Source organism: Nocardia sp. NPDC057272, assembly GCF_042668615.1.
Lineage (GTDB): Bacteria > Actinomycetota > Actinomycetes > Mycobacteriales > Mycobacteriaceae > Nocardia.
In genome coordinates, this window is sequence record NZ_JBHUYK010000010.1 from 211,280 (window position 1) to 227,559 (window position 16,280).

Here is a 16,280-nt window from a genome sequence, read left to right on the forward strand (position 1 = left end):
GGTCGCGACGTGAACCTAGGTACTGCCAACGTCATTCAGCTACCCGCCGTCATCTTGATACCGATCGCCGTGAGAGCGATATTTACGAAGAACAAGGCCATGAACGCGTAGACAACCGTCTCGTTCACGGCCTGGCCGACGCCCTTTGGGCCGCCCTTTACGGTGAGACCGCGTGAGCACGCGACGAGCGCGGCGATGAGTCCGAACATCCCGGCTTTGATTTCGGAGATCACAAGCTCCGGCAGTCCGGTCAACAGCGGTATGCCATCGACGAACGCTCCGGGTGTGACGTTCTGGAAGTACACCGAGAAGAAGAAGCTTCCCGCGATCCCGATCGCGCACACGAGCGCATTCAGCAGCAGCGCAACCACAGTCGAGGCGAGCACACGCGGCGCAACGAGCCGCACAACCGGGTCGATGCCGAGCACCTCGAGCGCGTCGATTTCTTCGCGAATCGTCCGCGACCCGAGGTCGGCACAGATCGCGGTCGCACCTGCCCCGGCTACGACCAGCACTGTGACGACCGGTCCGACCTGGGTCACCGCCCCTAGCGTGGCGCCGGCACCTGCGATATCCGATGACCCGAATTCCGCGGCAAGGATATTGAACGTGAAACTGATCAATGCGGTGAAGGGAAGCGCGACGAACAGCGTCGGCAACAACGACACTCGCACGATGAACCAGCACTGTTCGAGAAATTCCCGGCCTTGAAACGGCCATGTCACCATGCCGCGGAAGGTGTCGAGCGACAGATAGAAGAACTCGCCGAGGGAGCGTAACGGTCCCTGGACCAGATCTCGCATTGTCTTCTCCCACTGTCGAATCGAATCAAAGTTGCAGAGCCGTCTACGAAACAACCAGCAACTCGCTGAACCGCTGGGCGCCAGCCGGTTCGGTTGCCGTACCAAGCCATGGCAAGGCGCGCACGGATTTTGAACGGGGCGTTGTATGCGCGCTGATCAGGCGTCGATTACTTGATAGACCGCGCGCAGGTACGCCTCGCTCCGCGGCGAACCGAGGAGACCGAGGCCCATCTTGTTCATCATGTAGGTGATGGTCATTCGGCGGTCCAAGTCCATGACGACCATCGATCCGCCCCACCCACCCCAGAAGCAGATTCGCCCGTCGGGAATGGCGGGAACGGTTTGAGGTTCGGGGAGGCCGTAGCCGATGCCGAAGCGTAGCGGGACGCCGAGCACGCGGTCTCTGCCGTTGCTCTGTTCCTCGAAGATCAGCTCGATCGTGGCCGGAGACAGCAACGTGACACCGTCAACGCTCCCACCGCACGGGATCACGGACATGATGCGAGCGAGCGAGCGTGCATTGCCGTGGCCGTTGTAGGCGCCGAGATCTGCGCGCCGCCAGGACGCGGTGTTCGCTGCGGCAGCATCAAGTGGTGGGGACCCGAGTGCCTTGCGCATGAGGTTGCCCTCGGGAAGCGCGGTGAGGTCGAACGGAAGTGGCGGCGGCGGAACCACATCGGCGATGCGCGGCCAATCCAGTTCGTGTGCACCGATCTGGAAGTCGGCGTCCAGCGGCCCGGCGATTTCGTCGGCGACGAACTGTGCCAGGGACTTCCCAGAGACTCGGCGAACAACTTCGCCGAGCAGTTGGCCGTAGTTCTGGGCGTGGTAGCCCGAGGACCTCCCCGGCTCCCACCACGGCTTCTGTGCTGCCAGGTGCGAACTCGCCGAATCCCAATCGTAAAGATTGTCCAGGGCGAACGGTGGTTCCCAGCCGGCGACACCGGAAGTATGGGACAGAAGGTGACGAAGCTCGATACGGTCTTTGCCGTTGGCGCCGAATTCGGGCCAGTACTCCGCGACCGGGGCGCGGACATCGAGCTGGTGCCGGTCTACCAGCATCAGTACTGCCAGGCTCGTAACTGTCTTCGTCGACGACCACACGTTGGTGATGGTGTCGGCTTCCCATGGCCGGGTCCGCTCGCTGTCGCTGAACCCTCCCCATAGGTCGACAACGACCTCGCCGTCGATGTCGACGGCTACTGAAGCACCCAGCTCCTCACCTGAGGCGATGTTCTTCTCGAACTCCGTTCGGAGATCATCGAATTCGGGGCTACATTGCCCGCTTACGGTCATGACTACGTTCCCTTCGGGATATATGTGGGGTCGCCGAGCAACGCTGCTACCGCGATGGCTGCCTTCGTTGCGTCGGGGTCTTCTCCGGTGATGAGATCTGCGTAGATGAAGGATTCGGTGATCCGCGCGATGAGATAGGCCAGATCGTGCGCCGACATCGGGTGAATGAGATGGCCACGGTCCAACTCCTGTTGCACCACGCGCTCGACGGCGTCGACGATTTCGTTCAACACCGGGCTTTCCTTGGTCGTGAGCAGGCGCAGTGCGCGTTCGGGTTCGCTGCGGAGAAACCTGCGGAAATACGGTGCGTCGATAAGTGCCTGACCGAACGTGCCCGTTGCGTCTGCGATCCGGGCCGCACCGGTGCGTGTGGTCGCTGCCACCGCCGCGCGGTGAGTCGGCTCCGCGAGCGACCACAGCACGGTCGCGAGCAGATGGTCGCGATTGCCGACCCAACGGAACAGTGTTGTTCGGTCGACCCCGAGTTCAGCAGCGAGTTTCTGCATATCCAAACGGTCGCCCTCGAGGAACTTGCGCCTGGCGACGGCGACCGCCTGCTCGGCTGACACTTTGCTGTGACCCGGACCACTCATGAGTGCAACATACTCGCAAACGTGGCAACGAATCAAGTAGATGTTGCAAATTGGTGCGCACAGCAGGCGAAGGGGCGCGTCGCGGACGAAGCGAATCTGTCGGATGAAATCAAATTGTTGTCGCGCAAAGGCAAGTTCTGGCCGCCGACGCTGCACAGACTTACAGCTTGTCGAGTGCTGCTGGCAAAGATGCCCGGCAGGACCGACTTCCTCCATCGACGCCGTCTCGTGAGACGGGGATGGCATAGCGAACACGATCTGGTCCGGTCGCGCGATATCCACGTCGGCCGATCACAGCCCAGTCAGGAGCAAACCGGTGACCTTCCAGACCCTGCGCTACCAGGTACACGACGCGATCTTGACCATCACGCTGGACCGCCCCGAGCAACTCAACGCGTTCACCGTGAGCATGGCCGACGAGCTCGTGGACGCGTTCGAGCAAGCCAGCCGTGACGACGCAGTCTCTGCGATCGTGGTGACCGGCGCCGGACGCGCCTTCTGCGCGGGCATGGACCTGTCGGTCGGCGGCAACGTGTTCGGTCTGGATGAAACAGCCCGGCCCACACCCACAGACATGCACCACCGGCTGACCGATCCGCCGATCCACCAGGGTGTGCGTGATGCCGGCGGGCGCGTGGCGCTAGCCATCTATGCGTGCACCAAACCGGTGATCGCAGCCATCAACGGCGCCGCAATAGGAGTCGGGGCGACGATGACCCTGCCCATGGACATTCGAATAGCCAGCGATGATGCCCGCATCGGATTCGTCTTCGGCAAGCTCGGCATCGTTCCTGAAGCGTGCAGCACGTGGTTCCTGCCGCGCATCGTCGGAATCAGTCGTGCCTTGGAATGGACCTATGCGGCCGAAATCCTCACCGCCGATACCGCTTTCGAAAGCGGACTGGTTCGCACGGTCGTCACGGCGGCCGATCTGTTGGATACCGCGTATGCGCTGGCCAAGAGGTTCACCACTGACCGCTCACCGGTCGCTACCGCATTAGCCCGGCACATGATGTACCGCAACAGCGCACAGCCGCATCCGCTCGACGCCCACCGGGTCGACTCGCTGGCGATGTTCTACACCAGCATCGCCGACGGCCAAGAAGGCGTCGACGCGTTCCTCGGCAAGAGACGACCACAGTTCACCAGTCGAACCAGCCATCAACTACCGCAGGTATTCGGCTGACCAACCCCACCGCACCGAGGACAACGAAATGCGATCAATAGCTAGAGGAGACACCGCACCGATGTTGAGCACCATGCAGGACGAGCCACTTTCACTCGCGACGCTACTGAAGTACGCCTCGACCTTCCAAGGCGACAGCACAGTGTCCACTTGGACCGGCAGCGGCGTGCGCACCATGACGTACCGCGAGATGGGTTCTGAGGCAGCAAAACTGGCGAACGCGTTGCGCGGGTTCGGAATCGGAATCGGCGACCGGGTCGCGACCTTCATGTGGAACAACAACGAGCACATGGTCAGCTACATCGCCGTGCCTGCCATGGGCGCGGTGCTCCATGCTCTCAACATCCGTTTGTTTCCTGAGCAGCTGGTATACGTGGCCAATCATGCCCAAGACCAGGTCGTCATCGTTGACGGCTCGTTGGTGCCGATGTTCGCCCAGTATCTGCCGAACCTGAAGACGGTTCGCCATGTCATCGTTGCCAACGGCGACGCCGAGGCGTTGCAGGCACCTGCCGGCGTGCAGGTGCACTCCTATACCGAACTGCTCGCCACCCAGCCCGACATCTTCGACTACCCGCTGATCGATGAGCGGTCCGCCGCCGCAATGTGTTACACCTCCGGCACTACCGGCGATCCGAAGGGCGTGGTGTACTCCCACCGCTCCAACTGGCTGCACGCGATGCAGGTCGCCTCGCCGATGGGTATGGGCTGCACCGGTTCCGACAACGTGCTGGCGATCGTGCCCCTGTTCCATGCGAACGCCTGGGGCCTGCCCTATGCCGCGCTGATGGCGGGCACGAACCTGCTCATGCCCGACCGCTTCTTGCAGCCGGGACCGCTGCTGGAGATGATGGCAGACCAGAAGCCGACCTTCGCCGCGGCCGTGCCAACCATCTGGGGCGGGGTACTTGCCGGGCTGGCTGCCAGGCCGCAGGACATCTCGCACTTGCGCGCCGCGGTGGTGGGCGGGTCGGCGGTTCCGCCTTCGATGATGCGCGCCTTCCATGAGCAGCACGGATTGCGAATAGTGCAGGCATGGGGCATGACCGAGACCTCACCGCTGGGCAGCGTCGCGCACCCGCCTGCGGGTGTCACCGGCGAGCAGGAGTGGGAATTTCGTTATACACAAGGACGATTCCCCGCCGGTGTGCAGGCACGGCTGGTCGGCGACGATGGCAGCGTCGTGCCCAACGACGGCGATTCACTAGGAGAGCTGGAAGTTCGCGGTCCGTGGATCACCGCCTCTTACTATTCCCCCGATGGCGCCGCGATCGACTCCGACAAGTTCGACGACGGCTGGCTGCGCACCGGCGACATCGGCAAGATCAGCCCCACTGGCTATCTCACCCTGGTCGACCGTTCCAAGGACGTCATCAAGTCCGGTGGCGAGTGGATCTCCTCGGTGGATCTGGAGAACGCGGTGATGGGCCACCCGGCCGTCGCCGAGGCCGCAGTCATCGGAGTGCCGGACGAGAAGTGGGACGAGCGGCCGCTGGTCGCCATCGTGCTGACCGAGGCCGGCGCCGCCGAGGCAGCCGAGCTGCGCGACTTCCTGGCCGACAAAGTCGCCAAATGGCAACTGCCCGAACGCTGGACCTTCATCACCGAGGTACCCAAGACCAGCGTCGGCAAGTTCGACAAGAAACGGCTGCGCGCCCAGTACGCCGACGGCGACCTGACCGTCACCTCGCTGCCCTGACTTATATCTCCAACCAGCCCTCCAACATCCTCGGGAGCCGAGCTCGCCTCGCCTCGCCTCGGCTCCCGAGGATGCGCTTTCTGGCCGAAACAGCTCGCCTGCAACCGTGATGTTCGACATCAGCGGTGAACGACCGGCTGCTCGAAACACTGCGCGCGAATTGGAGTTCAGATGCCACCTGCACGCCGTGGTCCTCACGGCGACAAGGTTCGATACCGCGGCGATGCTGAGATCGTCGCGCAATTCAGCAATCGCTCACTGCGCCGTCTCGTCCAAACCGTCGATGGTCTGCCCTCCTCGACACTCGGACAGATCATCGCGGTCGTAGACATCATCCGGGTAGTCGAAGACATCCACACGGCAGTCACCGACATCTGACGATCAGAAATGCGCAGTCCAGCGGTCCGGCGTGGCCGGACAGTCGCGCCATCGCGCGGCCGGGCATCTGCACAGGAATAGGCGCGGCCAGGGATGCGCTGGTTCATGTGCAACGGACCACGCACGCGATCACCCTACAGTCACGTGACGATGCGATACCCCTGTAGAAAGCCAGGCTCGCATCAGCACGCCAGATCCTTGACCGCGTGAAAAGTACACGCGGTCAAGGATCTTTCTCAGGCGTAAGGGTCACTCACTGCGGTGTACCTGATTTCCAGATATTCCTCGATGCCTTCGAATCCGCCCTCGCGGCCCAAACCAGATTGTTTAACCCCTCCGAACGGTGCCGCGGGATTGGACACCACACCGACGTTGAGCCCGAGCATTCCGGTCTCGAGCTCTTCCATCAGACGAAGACCACGGGCAGTGTCGCGAGTGTAGGCGTAGGCGGCCAGCCCGTACTCGGTGCTGTTCGCCGCTGCTATGGCCTCGTCTTCGGTACCGAATCGGATGATCGGTGCGACGGGTCCGAAAATTTCTTCGCGCAGCAGGCGGGAACCGGGATCCACGTCGGTTAGGACGGTCGGCGGATAGAAATGCCCGGGGCCAGGAAGTGGCGCACCGCCGACTCGGACGACGGCACCACGCTCGACAGCGTCGAGCACGAGGTCGTGCACCTTGCGGCGAGAACCCTCATCGATCAGTGGTCCGATCTGGGTGGTGGGGTCGGAGCCCGGCCCGACGACAAGGGAAGCCATCCGTTCGGTGAGTTTGTCGGAGAACTCCGCGGCCACCGAATCGTGCACCAGAAAGCGGTTGGCCGCGGTGCACGCCTGCCCCATGTTGCGTAGTTTCGCGACGATCGCGCCTTCGACAGCGGCATCGATGTCGGCGTCGTCGAACACAAGGAACGGTGCGTTGCCGCCGAGCTCCATCGAGGTCCGCAGTACTTGTGTCGCCGAGTCGGAGAGAAGACGGCGACCGACCTGAGTGGAACCCGTGAACGACAGTTTCCGCAGCCGAGGGTCTGTAATGATCGCCGAAACAGTCTCTGCCGCCGATGATGTCGGAATCACGTTGAGCACGCCTGGAGGAAGGCCGGCGTCGGCGAGGACTCTGGTCAGCAGGAGTGAAGTCAGCGGTGTGAGCGCGGCGGGTTTGAGTACCATGGTGCAGCCGGACGCGACGGCGGGTGCGATCTTGCGGGTGGCCATCGCCAGTGGGAAGTTCCATGGGGTGATCAACAGCGTTGGCCCGACAGGGTGTTTGTGGACGAGCAGTCGGGTCTTGCCGTCAGGTGCGGTGCCGAATCGTCCATTGGCCCGCACGGCTTCTTCGGCAAACCAGCGCAGGAATTCTGCGCTGTAGGTGACCTCGGCTCGCGCCTCGGCCAACGGTTTGCCCATCTCGAGAGTGATGAGTGAGGCGAATTCCTCCGCGCGGGCGGTTACGGCTTCGAAGGCTCTTCGCAGAATCTCTGATCGCGTGCGAGGTGCGGTGCGAGCCCAGTGTCGTTGGGCGACGACGGCGGAGTTCAGAGCGGCGCGCGCGTCGGCGGGCGTTGCGTCGGCCACGGAGGCCAGGGGCAGCTCAGTGGCAGGGTCGAAGACCTGAAAGGTTCTGGCGCCCTGTGCGTCTCGCCACTGCCCGCCGTAGTACATCTGCGCCTCGACGTCACGAATGGTGGATGCTGTGATGCTCAATTGCTGGGCCTCAATCTTGATCGAAGACAATGATTTGTCGAACGGCTTTGCCGTCGGCCAACTCGTCCATGGCTGAATTGATTTCGGACAGTCGAATACGTGAGGTGATCAGCTGCTCGACCGGGAGTACACCGTCGCGCCACATCTGCGCGAAGATCGGGATGTCACGTTCGGGCACCGCCGAACCGAGATAGCTTCCGGTGATCGTGCGTGCTCCCGAGACCAGACCCAATGGCGCGATGGTGGCGCGGATCTCGGGTCCAGGCAGCCCGACTGTCACGGTCGTCCCGCCTGGAGCGGTCGCCGCCACGGCGGTCTCGAATGCGCGGGCACTGCCTGCTGCCTCCACGACGACGGCGGCGGTGATCCCGGATTCGATCACCTCTTGCGGTGTGCAAGCGGCGGCACCGGCTGCGCGTGCATGGCTGAGCTTGTCGGGCAGCGGATCCACACCCATGACCTCGCCGTGGCCCAACGCGACTGCGGTGAGCAGGGCCGCCATTCCCACTCCACCCAACCCGACGACCATGACTGCATCGCCCGGCTGCGGGCGGCCTGCATTGATCACCGCGCCGCCGCCGGTCAGTACCGCGCAACCGAGTACCGCAGCGATGTCAGGCGGTATGTCGTCGCCGATGGGAACTACTGAGCGTCGGTCGACCACAGTGTGGGTGGCGAATCCGGATATCCCGAGATGATGGTTGATCGCCTTCCCGCCACGACGCAGGCGTACTCCACCTCCGAGGAGGATGGCGTCGTTGTTGGCTGCGCTACCCGCGGAGCAGGGCAATCGCCCGTTGGTGCCACAGGCGAGACAATATCCACATCGCGGGAGAAAGGTCATGACCACCCGCTGTCCGATCGCGATGTCGTCGACGTCGGATCCGAGGAGCTCGACTCGCCCGGCGGCTTCGTGCCCGAGCAGCATCGGAAGGGGGCGGCGACGATTGCCGTCGACGACTGACAGGTCGGAGTGGCAGATACCGGCGGCCTCGATACGAACAAGGACCTCGCCCGGCCCGGGTGGGTCGAGGTCGAGTTCGTCGATGACGAGTGGCCGGGACCGTGCGTATGGTCGAGTCTGCCCACTGTGTTCGAGTACCGCGCCCCGAATCTTCATTCCGTGTCCGTCCTTGTGGATTCCCCGTTCCGGTAAAGTTCGGCGAGCCAACTCATCGCAGAGCCGCCGCTCGGCGTTTGCGCGTACCACGGGGACTCAGTCGCTGCATCACCGTCAGGTACGAGGTCGGAAATAGGCGGGCTATCAGATCGGCCGTGACGGCGGACGATGCAATCAATACGCGTGGTTTCCGGCGGGCGATGCCGTCGAGGATCTGCTCAGCAGCCTTGTCTGCGGGATAGGTGAGGAGTTTGGCGAATGCCGCTTTGCCCGCTCGTGTCTGTTCTTCGGAAGCCGAGTCGGCGATCCGGACGCTCTCCGCGATCCTGGTGCGGATCCCCCCGGGATGCACCGTGGTGACTCCGACTCCTTGGTCGGCGAGCTCGTGGCGCAGCGCTTCACTGAAGCCACGCAGCGCGAATTTGCTGGCGGCGTAGGCGGTTTGGCCGGGCGGTGCGATGAGGCCGAACAGGCTCGAAACATTGACGATGTGGCTTCCCGGTGTGGCGAGCAAGGTCGGGAGCAGCAAGCGTGTCAAGGCGACCGGGGCGCGGAAGTTGATGTCTTGAACCCACTGGAATTCCTCAGCCGTGAGGTCTCGGAAATTTCCGCCCAGGGCGACACCGGCATTGTTGATCAACAGTGTGATGCTCGGATGCCGGGCGAGGATCGCCGAGGCCTTTGCCTCCAGGCTGTCGAGGTCGGCGAGGTCCACGACATAGGTATCCACCGCTAGGTCGGGGCGGGCCAACCGCACCACTTCGGCGACTGTAGCCAGGCGGTCGGCGTCCCTATCGACCAGCACCAGGTTGCAGCCGCGTGCAGCCAGCCCATATGCCATCTGCTCGCCCATACCGCTCGCAGCACCGGTGAGTAACGCAGTGGCCCCCGTAAACCTGTAAGAGGACAGTGACATCGGATCTCCTTCAACAGTGGCGCGACAATTGGCTCGACCGCCAGTCTGTTGGGCAACATCCGTGCGAACTTGATGTGAGACGACAACAATTTCGCTTTGCGCGACACCGCGCTGGGTTCTGATCAGCAGCCCGATAGTTTCACCCGGTTACGGTGCCGCAGCACCGCCGCGGCGGATTGCGCGCGGCGTGGCACCCCACCAGCGTCTGCAGCATCGGGTCAGGGTGGATTGTTCGCTCAACCCGACCAGCGCCGCGATCTGACTCATCGGCATGTCGGTGGTGGTCAGGTAGCGGTGGGTTTGGTTGCGACGAACTTCGTCGAGAATGGCGGCAAACGACGTGCCCTCAGCCGCGAGGCGGCGTTGCAGCGTGCGGGGATGCACGGCGAGAAGCCTGGCGACGACGCCGATCTCCGCAGGTGCGGTGCCGAGCGACTGTTGCAACGCCGCGTGCACCTGAGTCCCGGTCGGCAGCGCGGGGTGTGACGGCGCCTGTTCCGCCAGGAAGGTCATTGCCAACCGCATCAGACTCTCGTCCGCACCGGAGAGGGGAAGGGTTGTGATGCTGCGCGGTACCCGCAAATTCGCGGCCGGACGCGCAATGCGCACCGGCGCTCCGAAGAACCGCTCGTAACGGGCTATCGGGGCGACGGGTCGATACGGCAGATCCACCGACCGCAGACCGTACCGGCCGCCGACCAGCAGCTCGATGGTTCGGTGGAGGAAGCCGAGTCCAAGATCCACGCCTTGCACGGAGATGACCCGTCCGCCGGCCGAGACCCCGTATCTCAGGGCGAGTACACCGCGCGCCCCGTCCGGGTCGTCCTCCATCGCGATGCTCATTCCCTGGGCATGCAGAAACAGGTATCGAGAAGCACATTCGAGCGCATCAGCGACGGTGGGGGCGTTGCGGATCGCCAAAGACAGCGGTCCCAGCATTCCCAGGTCCTGGCGGCCGGCAACCCGCAATCCCAGATCTGGACAGTCCAGCAGGCGTGCTGCCGACTCGAGTATCCGGGCGGCCACGAGATCGGAGATGAGAATGTCGTCGCTATCGAGTGCGACCGGCGGTAGCCCGGCCCGCTCGGCCAGCTCGTCGGCGTTGCCGCCGAGCTCGGCTACGGTGGCACGGAACCCGCGCAGCGCTGCGGAACGAATCATCGGCATGTCGCCCAGTATCAAATTTTTGTCGTCTCAGATCAAGAACTGCGAGCAGTGTACGGCAAATACTGGTTGCTATGACAGACGACCCGCGTTCCGCCACCAGCTCCGAGCATGTCGATGTGGTGATCGTCGGCGCAGGCTTGTCCGGTGTGGGTGCCGCATACCGGCTGCAAACCGAGTGCCCGACCAAGTCCTATGCCGTGCTCGAGGCCCGTAGTGCGCTGGGCGGAACGTGGGATCTGTTCCGATACCCCGGGATTCGCTCCGATTCGGACATGTTCACCCTCGGATACCCGTTCCGGCCCTGGCGCGAGGCCAAGTCCATCGCGGACGGCCCCGATATCCTGCGCTACATCGAGGAAACCGCGACCGAGTTCGGCATCGACCGACACGTCCGCTACAACACCAAGGTCGTCGCCGCGGACTACTCCACCGCCGATGCCCTATGGACATTGACCGTCGAACGGCGCAGCGAGGATGGAACAACAAGCACCTCTGCGCTGACCTGCACCTTCCTGTACTCGTGTGCGGGCTACTACGACTACGACCGAGGCCACGCCCCGCAATTTCCGGATTGCGATTCCTTCACCGGCACGATCGTGCACCCCCAGTTCTGGCCCGAGCACCTCGACTACACCGGCAAGCGGGTAGTCGTAATCGGCAGCGGCGCGACGGCCGTGACCCTCGTGCCATCCATGGCGACAGACGCCGCCCATGTGACGATGCTGCAGCGCTCACCGACCTGGATCAGCGCCGTCCCCAGCCGGGACAAGATCGCTGATCGACTGCGCGCCATGTTGCCCGCCGGTATGGCGCATCGCATCATCCGTACCAAGAACATCCTTTTCAGCACCGCCTTCTATCAGTACTGCCGTCGGCGGCCCGAGGGAGCACGCGAACTGCTCATCAAGATGAACACCCGCATTCTCGGCGATGCGCAGCTGGTCGAGGACCACTTCACTCCCAGCTATAACCCGTGGGACCAACGGCTTTGCGCCATCCCGAGCGCAGACCTGTTCAAAACTATCAAGAGCGGAGCGGCCGAGGTCGTCACCGACCACATCGATGCTTTCGTTCCCGAAGGTATCCGCCTTCGATCCGGCCGTGTGCTCGAGGCCGATATCGTGGTCACCGCAACAGGTCTGCAGCTCAAGGCATTCGGCGGAGTCCAGCTGAAAGTCGACGGCCGAGCTGTTGACCTGCAGTCACAATTCGTATGGCAGGGTGCGATGATCAGCGCAGTGCCGAACTTCGCCATGTGCATCGGCTACACCAACGCCTCGTGGACCCTGCGTGGCGACCTCACCTCGCGCTTGGTCTGCAAGGTCCTCAACCACATGGACCGGCACGAGCTGGCCGCCATCGCACCCAAGGCAGATCCCGGCCTTCATGAGCGCCCACTGCTCGATTTGGCGGCAGGCTACGTCCAACGCTCGATCAACGAGTTCCCCCGCCAGGGCGACCGGCGGCCGTGGAAAGTCCGACAGAACTACATTCTCGACTGGCTGACCACGATGCGCACCGATCTCACCGCGACGCTCGACGCGACACCTCGTGTCGCAATCCGCAACACACACACCTCGGCCCACGAGGTCGCCTCGTCCGCCTGATTTCCATCGGCACGAAGAAGCTGAGCTAACCGCTGACCGGGGGATGTCCCGGTCAGCGATTACGCGTCCCGAATTCCCCCATCACCCGCACCGATCGTGGTAGGCCTATATCGATACGTAAACAAAATCGCAGTACAACGAGGTGGTGCGAGATGGATTTACGGTGCCGATCGAGGTTTCGCCATGTCGCGATCACCTTGCTGAGCATTGTCACGCTGTTCGCGGGATTCGGAATGATCAACACCCCACCAGCTAGCGCTGAGCCTCGAATATGCGCCCTGCCGGAAGGGGATGGCGCCGCCGAGTCCGCCGCACCTGCGGATGTCGATATCGACCAGCGAGCAATGGACGAGGCGATCGCGTTCGCATCGTCGCGAATGCGGACCAACATCCAGATCTTCCGCAACAACTGTCTCGTAGGTACCGGACCGCTGAACTCTGCTACCGGCAATGTCGCATGGCACCTGTGGAGTTCGACCAAAGCGGTGACAGCGTTGGTCGTCGGTGTCGCCGTCACACAAGGCCTGCTACGCCTGGACGCACCGATCGGTGACTACCTACCAGAAGGCGAAGGAGACGCCGCGCATCGCGCGATCACCATCCGCGACTTGTTGACGCAATCATCGGGTTTGAAGCAGTCACTTTTCGCCGAGGCTTTCACCGGACTGGTTCCCGATCTGAACACCGCCCAACAAGCTTTAGCCTTGCCGGTTGAGCACCCCCCGGGCACATTTTTCGAGTACTCCCAGCGCGGACCCGACCTCCTTGTCTACGTTGTGCAGCACGCGATCGGACGAGATTTTCAGGGATTCGCACAGCAGTACCTGTTCGACCCGCTGGGCATCGATGCCGAGGACTACTACTGGAAGCGCGACCGTGCGGGCAATACCTACGGGTTCGCGTATCTGTTCCTGCCGCCGAACGACTTCTCCCGGATCGGGTTGCTTCTACTCAACAACGGTGAGTGGAACGGGAAGCGAGTTGTCGATGCCGCCTACCTGGACCAATACCGGCAGCCGTCGAAGTCCAACGCCTGCTACGGCTTCCTTGTCTGGCTCAATCAAACTCCTTGTACGGGCGTCACATTGCCGTCGCGAAAGACGATCGATGTTGCGGCGTTCGACCCGATGCCGCCCGATACCTATGCAACCGTGGGTTTCTTGCACCAAACAAATTTCGTTGTGCCGAGTCTGAACTTGCTGATCACCTGGAACGGTGTCCTCGGCGATGTATCACCAGACCCGAGCACGCTGCTTTCCGTCAACACCAACAGTGAACTCTACCGGGAGTTCCTTCGACTCTTTGCCCGCGCGATCACCGACGTCGACCTGCCCGACCCGGGCCCCTACGTCCCCAGCATGAACCTGGAACTCGACCCGATCGGTGTCTTCGATCCCAATGTCCTGCTGGCATCGTTCGGCGTAGGACCATATGCCCCGGCCGGATGCACGCTGCTCTCATGTGGCGGCATACCGCTGACACTGCCCTTCGACAGCCCAGAACCGGCATGTCAAAGCGGAGTTTTCTGCCTGCCTGTGCCCGGGGCGCCCAAACGCGAGGGACAGTAGACGACCAAATGCGAGGGACCACAGCCTCGGTCGGAACGGCACACTGAGCCATTGCCAGGGCTCGCCAACTTGACCGGAAGCTGGCCGCACGTGGTCAGGATTTAAGTTCGACGACCGCGACCCGGTGACCGGTGGCCTCGATGCCGGACAGCATGCCAGCGACTGACAATTCGAGATGCCCGGACCATATCGAGGATCGTCAATGGGTTGTTCTGAGGAGAGCCGCTGAAAGCACGTTCGCGGTTACTTCTTTCGGTCATGGTGAACATCGAGAGGAGAGTTGACGCCATCACTTTGGGTGGCGAAATCTCACCTTTTGAGGTTTCATGGAGGTGGAAGAGCCGCTGATCGGGCCCAGCTGAAAGTTGCCCGATGAACAACGATCAACAGCAAGGCTCGCTCAAGCCTGCCCGCCCTCTGTACTCTGCGGGCTACCCACTTGATAGGCCGTGTCGATCCCGGCCGCGCTGTGTAAGTCCGAACGGACAGGCGCGAGGTGCGATCCAATGACCAGCGAAGAGGTATGGCTGACCACTGACGAGGTCGCCGCGAGACTCAAGATTCCGCCAAAGACGTTGGCTACATGGGCATCTGCCAATCGCGGACCACGGTTCGCCAAGATCGGCCGGTACCGCCGCTACCTACTCCGTGATGTCCAGCGATGGGAGCAGGCGCAGCTCGACACTAACCGGCCTGAGTTACCGCCCGGCGTCGGCCACTGACTGCACGCACCACGTCGGCGACAACCCCGTTGCGCCTGTCTGTGGGTGACGCATGCCCAGTCAGGGGCGCTGTCACGGCAATTGGTCAGCGCTCGCCCCTTCCCATGCCCCGAATAACAGGAGGCTTAGACCTCGATGCCTCGCCACGCCCTGCCGATCGGTACATACGGCAAGATCAGCTCCAAGCGGCAACCCAACGGCAGCTGGCGGTCAGCGACCCGCTACCGCGATGAGGATGGGACGACTCGCGTTGTTCACCGATTCGGCTCGACGAAAGGCCTCGCCGAGGATGCGCTCCGCCGCGCGCTGGCAGAACGCACCGGCGCGCGCGGCACGCTGATAACCCGAGATACGAAGCTCGCCGAACTCGCCGACCTCTGGCTCGCAGAGAAGGCCCTCCAGGAGGGTGTGACGCCACAGACCCTGGATCTCTACCGCCGAGAAATCGATGTCTCGACCGACAAACGTGCCAGCCCTGCCGCGATCAAGATCAAATCATCGCTAGGTGGTCTGTGTATTTGGGAAGCCTCGACCTCGCGCCTGGACGCCCATATCAAGCGCATCGCGCTCAACGGCCACCGCGAGAAGGCGCGTCGTCAGCGAGTCATCCTGTCAGAAATGATGGGGATGGCCGTTCGTCATGACGCGATAGATCGCAACCCCGTCCGTGAGGTCGCCGATCTGCCGCGCAAACACAGCAAGCCCCGTTCTGCCGATATGGCGACCCTTGCGCAGTTGCGGGCTCAACTCACCGATTGGGTCAATGGCGCTCCACTCGACGGATCGGCGGGCTATACGTACGGCCCCAAGCGCAACCAACGAGTCCTCGATGTTGTCGACGTCGAACTCGGCACCGGCCCACGCCCAGGCGAAACCCTGGCGCTCCGCTGGTCCGACGTCGACCTCGAATCACAGCCTCCGCGAATCACCTTCGCCGGCACCATCGTTCGCCTCAAAGGCAAGGGCCTGATCCGCCAGCCACGAACCAAGACCGATTCGGGCTATCGGACCGTATTGATCCCACCGTTCGTCGTCGACACCCTGCGCCGTGTTCAATCCGAAGCGGTTCCCAACGATCTCGACTTGGTCTTCCCCAACCGCGACGGCGGCATCTGGAGCCCCAACAACTTCAACCGTCTGTGGAAGCAGGCGCGAGGCGAGAAGTTCGCGTGGATCACCGCCAAAACTTTCCGCAAGACCGTAGCCACGATGATCGCGTCGGCGCACAGCCCTGAGGACGCGGCCCGACAACTCGGCCACGCAGGCGACGCGGTAACCCGCCGCCACTACATCGATCAACCGACTCAAGCCCCCGACTTCACGGAGACTTTGGAGCAGCTGAAACGATGAAAGCGTGACGTTTCCGTGACGCGGTGCCCCCAAAAGCAGAAAACCAGGGTCAAACGATGACGTTTGCCCTGGTAGATGCTCCCCCATCTGGACTCGAACCAGAAACCTGCCGGTTATGGGTGCTACCACCATTCTGAGCCTTAGCTAGGAATGGGGTCGACATGGCTTGGAC

14 protein-coding genes are annotated in these 16,280 nt (G+C 62.8%); 7 read left to right on the forward strand and 7 right to left on the reverse strand.

The genetic code is table 11. The features are described from left to right. Positions 1 to 35: 35 nt before the first annotated feature. The 3 genes from ACFULV_RS16830 to ACFULV_RS16840 all read right to left on the reverse strand — a co-directional run bounded on the left by ACFULV_RS16830 (position 36) and on the right by ACFULV_RS16840 (position 2,974). On the reverse strand, positions 36 to 803 hold the full coding sequence (locus ACFULV_RS16830) for an MlaE family ABC transporter permease (RefSeq protein WP_378657503.1): 768 nt from the start codon (positions 801 to 803) through the stop codon (positions 36 to 38). Positions 804 to 959: 156 nt separating this feature from the next. Then, on the reverse strand, positions 960 to 2,099 hold the full coding sequence (locus tag ACFULV_RS16835) for a serine hydrolase domain-containing protein (RefSeq protein WP_378657506.1): 1,140 nt from the start codon (positions 2,097 to 2,099) through the stop codon (positions 960 to 962). A 2-nt stretch (positions 2,100 to 2,101) separates the two neighbouring features. Beyond that, on the reverse strand, positions 2,102 to 2,974 hold the full coding sequence (locus ACFULV_RS16840; protein ID WP_378657508.1) for a QsdR family transcriptional regulator: 873 nt from the start codon (positions 2,972 to 2,974) through the stop codon (positions 2,102 to 2,104). 34 nt (positions 2,975 to 3,008) lie between these two features. Here ACFULV_RS16840 and ACFULV_RS16845 point away from each other — a divergent pair, with 34 nt between their 5' ends. The 3 genes from ACFULV_RS16845 (at position 3,009) to ACFULV_RS16855 (ending at position 5,955) form a co-directional block, all read left to right on the forward strand. Then, positions 3,009 to 3,878, forward strand: a complete 870-nt coding sequence (locus ACFULV_RS16845) for a crotonase/enoyl-CoA hydratase family protein (RefSeq protein ID WP_378657511.1) — start codon at positions 3,009 to 3,011, stop codon at positions 3,876 to 3,878. Between the two features lie 61 nt (positions 3,879 to 3,939). Further along, the gene (locus ACFULV_RS16850; protein WP_378657513.1) at positions 3,940 to 5,577 is read left to right on the forward strand and encodes a long-chain fatty acid--CoA ligase; all 1,638 of its coding nucleotides are present in this window, start codon (positions 3,940 to 3,942) and stop codon (positions 5,575 to 5,577) included. Positions 5,578 to 5,748: 171 nt separating this feature from the next. Next, positions 5,749 to 5,955 (forward strand): hypothetical protein, encoded by a 207-nt coding sequence (locus tag ACFULV_RS16855; RefSeq protein ID WP_378657515.1) that lies wholly within the window; start codon positions 5,749 to 5,751, stop codon positions 5,953 to 5,955. A gap of 236 nt (positions 5,956 to 6,191) precedes the next feature. Here the strand turns inward: ACFULV_RS16855 and ACFULV_RS16860 are convergent, their stop codons facing one another. From ACFULV_RS16860 to ACFULV_RS16875, 4 genes are all read right to left on the reverse strand, one after another. Then, positions 6,192 to 7,616, reverse strand: a complete 1,425-nt coding sequence (locus tag ACFULV_RS16860; protein WP_378657548.1) for an NAD-dependent succinate-semialdehyde dehydrogenase — start codon at positions 7,614 to 7,616, stop codon at positions 6,192 to 6,194. 52 nt (positions 7,617 to 7,668) lie between these two features. Further along, the gene (locus ACFULV_RS16865) at positions 7,669 to 8,778 is read right to left on the reverse strand and encodes an alcohol dehydrogenase catalytic domain-containing protein (RefSeq protein ID WP_378657518.1); all 1,110 of its coding nucleotides are present in this window, start codon (positions 8,776 to 8,778) and stop codon (positions 7,669 to 7,671) included. A gap of 52 nt (positions 8,779 to 8,830) precedes the next feature. Continuing rightward, positions 8,831 to 9,694, reverse strand: coding sequence for an SDR family NAD(P)-dependent oxidoreductase (locus ACFULV_RS16870; protein ID WP_378657520.1), 864 nt, complete (start codon positions 9,692 to 9,694; stop codon positions 8,831 to 8,833). Between the two features lie 147 nt (positions 9,695 to 9,841). After that, entirely contained in the window at positions 9,842 to 10,861 is a 1,020-nt protein-coding gene (locus ACFULV_RS16875; protein WP_378657523.1) for an AraC family transcriptional regulator, read from the reverse strand. Between the two features lie 71 nt (positions 10,862 to 10,932). Between ACFULV_RS16875 and ACFULV_RS16880 the strand changes: the two genes are divergently transcribed. The 4 genes from ACFULV_RS16880 to ACFULV_RS16895 all read left to right on the forward strand — a co-directional run bounded on the left by ACFULV_RS16880 (position 10,933) and on the right by ACFULV_RS16895 (position 16,108). After that, positions 10,933 to 12,468, forward strand: coding sequence for a flavin-containing monooxygenase (locus ACFULV_RS16880; RefSeq protein WP_378657526.1), 1,536 nt, complete (start codon positions 10,933 to 10,935; stop codon positions 12,466 to 12,468). A gap of 233 nt (positions 12,469 to 12,701) precedes the next feature. Further along, the gene (locus ACFULV_RS16885; protein WP_378657529.1) at positions 12,702 to 14,036 is read left to right on the forward strand and encodes a serine hydrolase domain-containing protein; all 1,335 of its coding nucleotides are present in this window, start codon (positions 12,702 to 12,704) and stop codon (positions 14,034 to 14,036) included. A gap of 506 nt (positions 14,037 to 14,542) precedes the next feature. Then, positions 14,543 to 14,758 carry a helix-turn-helix domain-containing protein gene (locus ACFULV_RS16890; protein ID WP_378657532.1) on the forward strand — a complete coding sequence of 72 codons (216 nt, stop codon included), beginning with the start codon at positions 14,543 to 14,545 and terminating at the stop codon, positions 14,756 to 14,758. A 135-nt stretch (positions 14,759 to 14,893) separates the two neighbouring features. After that, positions 14,894 to 16,108, forward strand: a complete 1,215-nt coding sequence (locus ACFULV_RS16895; protein ID WP_378657535.1) for a tyrosine-type recombinase/integrase — start codon at positions 14,894 to 14,896, stop codon at positions 16,106 to 16,108. Positions 16,109 to 16,280 lie beyond the last annotated feature (172 nt).